The sequence below is a fragment of the Variovorax ginsengisoli genome (assembly GCF_030811835.1).
GTDB classification, from domain to species: domain Bacteria; phylum Pseudomonadota; class Gammaproteobacteria; order Burkholderiales; family Burkholderiaceae_C; genus Variovorax; species Variovorax ginsengisoli_C.
Window position 1 is genome coordinate 1 of the sequence record NZ_JAUSRO010000033.1, and the last position, 3,463, is coordinate 3,463.

The 3,463-nt window shown below is 66.7% G+C and carries 4 protein-coding genes; all 4 read right to left on the reverse strand.

Annotated elements, in window-relative coordinates; all coding sequences use genetic code 11:
- Positions 1–998 (reverse strand): branched-chain amino acid ABC transporter permease (locus J2W36_RS26465; protein ID WP_307692771.1); only part of this gene is annotated, 998 nt, incomplete at its 3' end.
- A gap of 10 nt (positions 999–1,008) precedes the next feature.
- Positions 1,009–1,992 carry a branched-chain amino acid ABC transporter permease gene (locus J2W36_RS26470; protein ID WP_307692772.1) on the reverse strand — a complete coding sequence of 328 codons (984 nt, stop codon included), beginning with the start codon at positions 1,990–1,992 and terminating at the stop codon, positions 1,009–1,011.
- Positions 1,989–2,714 (reverse strand): ABC transporter ATP-binding protein, encoded by a 726-nt coding sequence (locus tag J2W36_RS26475; RefSeq protein WP_307692773.1) that lies wholly within the window; start codon positions 2,712–2,714, stop codon positions 1,989–1,991. Before J2W36_RS26475 ends, J2W36_RS26470 begins: the two co-directional genes overlap by 4 nt.
- Positions 2,711–3,463, reverse strand: a 753-nt coding sequence (locus tag J2W36_RS26480; RefSeq protein WP_307692774.1) for an ABC transporter ATP-binding protein, incomplete at its 5' end; no start/stop codon positions are given. The genes J2W36_RS26480 and J2W36_RS26475, both read right to left, overlap by 4 nt.

A 3,463-nucleotide genomic window follows, 5' to 3' on the forward strand; every position in this document is an offset into this window, starting at 1 on the left:
AACAGCACGCCCAGCCACAGCAGCCAGCGGTCGGGCGACAGCAGTGCCGCGAGCCAGGGCAAGCCGCTGGCCGCTTCGCTGCCGAGCTTGAGCAGGTCCTGCAGGTAGCTCTGTGCGATGACGAAGAGCACCGCGCCCAGCGCCGCGCCGTAGATGGTCCCCATGCCACCGATCACCACGATCAGCAGCACGTCGACCATGATCTCGAAGCTGAGCGACGTGTCCGGCCCGTTGTAGCGCAGCCAGATCGCGAGCATCGCGCCGGCCAGCGTGGCAAACAGGGCCGACAGCACCGCGGCCGTCGTGCGGTAGACCACCACACGGTAGCCGATCGCCTCGGCGCGGAACTCGTTCTCGCGGATCGCCTGCAACACGCGGCCGAAGGGCGAGTTCACGATGCGCAGCAGCGCGAGCACCAACACCAATGCCGCCACGAAGAGCAGGTAGTAGCACAGCAGCCGACCGTCGAGCGACACCCCCAGGAAGGGCTCGTCGGCGAACTCGAAGCTCGGCGAGATCAGTTCGGGCAGCTTGAAGGTCAGGCCGTCCTCACCGCCGGTGAAGTCCGACAGCTGCGAGGCCAGCGTCTGGAAGGCCGCGGCCACCGCCAGCGTGATCATTGCGAAGAAGATCGCGCGCACCCGCAGCGAGAACAGCCCGATGGCGAGTGCAAGCACAAGCGACACGATCAGGGAAGCGCCCAAGCCGATGAACAGCGCGTCCCAGCCCGCGCCCAGCCGGCTCGCCGAGATGGCGATGCCATAGGCGCCGATGCCGAAGAACATCGTGTGCGCGAAGCTCACGATGCCGGTGTAGCCCAGCAGCAGGTCGAAGCTGGCGACCAGCACGATGAAGACCAGGATCTTGGCCGCCACGCTGAGCGCCTTGACGCCCGGGAAGACGAAGGGTGCGAAGGCAAGGCCCAGCAGCACGGCCAGCAGCAGCACCGAGAGCACGCGGCTGCGCGGCATGTCGTTGGAGAGGAGTCGTTTCAGCATCACGTCGCCCTCACCGGCTGCTCGCCACGGGATACACACCCTGCGGCCGCCACAGCAGCACCGCGACCATCAGGAAAATGCTCGCGAACTGCGTGAGCGTCGGCACCAGGAAGCCGATGTAGTTGGTCATCAAACCGACCAACAGCGCGCCGATGAGCGCCCCGCCTGTCGACCCCAGCCCGCCGATGATGATCACGATGAAGATCAGCACGTTGACCTGCGCGCCCATCTGCGGGATCAGGTTCTGCTGGAACAGCCCCCACATCACACCGCCCAGGCCCGCGAGCGCGCTGCCCACCACGAACACGCCGACGAACAGCCGGCCGATGCGGTAACCCAGCGACTCGACCATCTCTCGGTCCTGCACGCCGGCGCGGATCAACAGGCCGATCTTGGTGCGGCCGAGCGTCCAGGCCAGCAGGCCGAAGACGACCAGGCCGACGGCCACGGCCAGCAGCCGGTACTTGCTGATGGCCGCGTCGGCCATGAAGACCGAGCCGCGCAGCGCCTCGGGCAGCGGCAGCGGGATCTGCGCCGGGCCCCAGATCACCTTGATCAGTTCCTCGCCGATGATCATCCCGCCCATCGTGATGAGGATCTGCTTCAAGTGCTGGCCGTACACCGGCCGCACGATGAAGCGCTCGAAGGCCAGGCCCACCGCGCCGGCGACGAGCATCGCGACCAGCATGGCAGGGAACACCGCCACCAGGTTGCGCCACAGTTCACCTGAGCCCGTCCAGTCGCTCATCAGCCCCAGCACGCTGCTCGCGACGAAGGCGCCCAGCGCGATGAACACGCCGTGGCCGAAGTTGAGCACGTCCATCAGGCCGAAGATCAGCGTGAGGCCGGAGGCGATGATAAAGATGATCATGCCCATCGCCAGGCCCGCCACCGTGAGCGTGAGCCAGGTCGAGAGCGAGCCGGTGAGCGGCAGCGCGATGAGCGCGAGCACGGGGACCAGCGCCAATGGCTTCCAGTCGACGTCGAATTTCATAGTGCCAACCCCAGCAGCGACTGCTGCAGTTGTTCGTCGGCAGAGAACGCGGCCATGCTGCCGCTGTGCACCACGCGACCGTTGTCCATCACGGCCACGGTGTCGCCCAGGCGCTGCGCGAAATGGATGTTCTGCTCGACCAGCAGGATCGTCACGCCGCTCGCCTTGAGCTGGGCGAAGGCGTCGATCATGTTGTTGATCATCACGGGCGCCAGGCCCTTGCTGGGCTCGTCGATGATGAGCAGCTCGCGCGGCTCGACGATGGCGCGCGACACCGCCAGCATCTGCTTCTGCCCGCCCGACAGCTTGCCGGCCGGGTGGTTCCAGAACTTCTCGACCGCGGGAAAGAGCCGGAAAATCCACTTCAGCCGCGTGTCATCGATGCCGTCGGCGTTCTTCGCGCTGCGCGCGGCCAGCAGCATGTTCTCCTTGACCGTCAGGTCCGAGAAGATGCCCATGGTCTCGGGCACATAGGCGATGCCGAGCGCGGCGATGTCAGGCGTGCGCAGCGCGGTGATGTCCTTGCCACCGAACTGCACCCTGCCCTGCGACGCGTGCCACAGGCCCATGATGGTCCGCAGCGTCGTCGTCTTGCCAGCGCCGTTGCGGCCCAGCAGCATCGTCAGCTGGCCCTTCGGCACCACGAGGTCGACGCGGTGGAGGATGTGGTACGCGCCGATGTGCGTCTGCACGCCGTCAAGTGTCAAGAGTGCTTCGCTCATGCGGCCTCCTTCGCCACGCCCAGGTAGGCCTCTTGCACGATCGGCGACGCGATGACCTCGGCCGGTTCGCCGTCGGCCACCAACGTGCCGTTGTGCAGCACGATGATGCGGTCGGCCAGCTCGCGCACCACGTCCATCTTGTGTTCCACCAGGAGGATCGTCTTTGTCTTGTCCTGCTTCAACTGGCGGATGAGGTCGAGGATGACCGGCGCCTCCGCCGCGTTCATGCCGGCGGTCGGCTCGTCGAACATGAAGACCTGCGGCTCCAGCGCCATCAGCAGCGCGACTTCGAGCTTGCGCTGGTCGCCGTGCGGCAGGCTCGCCACCGTGGCATGTTCCTTCGACTTGAGGTTGATCTGCGTGAGCAGCTCGTCGGCCCGCGCGGTCAATGCCGTGTGGTCGCTCCAGATGCTCCACAGGTTAAGTCCGCGCCGGTGCGCGCCCTCGCGCGTGGCCTGCACTGCGAGGCGCACGTTCTCCAGCACTGTGAGGTTCGGGAACAGGTTGGTCAACTGGAACGCCCGGCCCAAGCCGGCGTGCGTGCGTGCCGAGGGCGACAGGCCGGACAGGTCGCGCCCGTTCAGCGACACCGTTCCTGCGCTGGCTTTCAGTTGCCCCGAGATCAGGTTGAAGTAGGTCGTCTTGCCCGCCCCGTTCGGCCCGACGATGGCCGTCAACGTGCCGGGCGCGAAGGCGCACGAGACAGCGTTGACGGCCACGTGGCCGCCGAAGCGAATGGTGAGTCCGCG

Excerpts from the sequence above, each read along its gene's own strand:
- J2W36_RS26470 (WP_307692772.1), bottom strand. The coding sequence starts at position 1,992 with ATGAAATTCGACGTCGACTGGAAGCCATTGGCGCTGGTCCCCGTGCTC.
- J2W36_RS26475 (WP_307692773.1), bottom strand. The coding sequence starts at position 2,714 with ATGAGCGAAGCACTCTTGACACTTGACGGCGTGCAGACGCACATCGGC.